1 protein-coding gene is annotated in these 349 nt (G+C 44.1%); it reads left to right on the top strand.

From position 1 onward, the window contains the following. The coding region (locus tag DWX59_RS19625; RefSeq protein ID WP_147325838.1) for a transposase at positions 1–236 on the top strand (236 nt) is incomplete at its 5' end. Positions 237–349: the final 113 nt, after the last annotated feature.

The raw sequence follows: 349 nt of genomic DNA, 5'->3' as shown, positions 1-349 counted from the left end.
AGAGGGAATTTGATGACTGGATTGCGAATGCACAGGGCTGTGGGATCAAGGAATTTGAGGCCTGTGCTAAGACCTACAGGGCCTGGCGAAAAGAAATCCTGAATGCCTTTAAATACGGGCTGACAAATGGTCCCACAGAAGGATTTAACAACAAGATAAAGGTATTAAAACGGAGCAGCTACGGAATCCGGAATTTCAAACGGTTCCGGACGCGGATACTCCACTGTACATCATAGGATAAAATGGTCGGTAATGCGGAGGCTTATTTGGCATGCCCAAAATCAGTAAAACCTGGAACTAAACATAAAAAGAGCCCTTTTCATAGAATTGGGGCGGGATTTTAACAAAT

This window comes from Enterocloster aldenensis (genome assembly GCF_003434055.1).
Taxonomy (GTDB): Bacteria; Bacillota; Clostridia; order Lachnospirales; family Lachnospiraceae; genus Enterocloster; species Enterocloster aldenensis.
The sequence above is the reverse complement of the archived record's forward strand: the minus strand, read 5'-3'. Positions and strand labels throughout refer to the sequence as shown.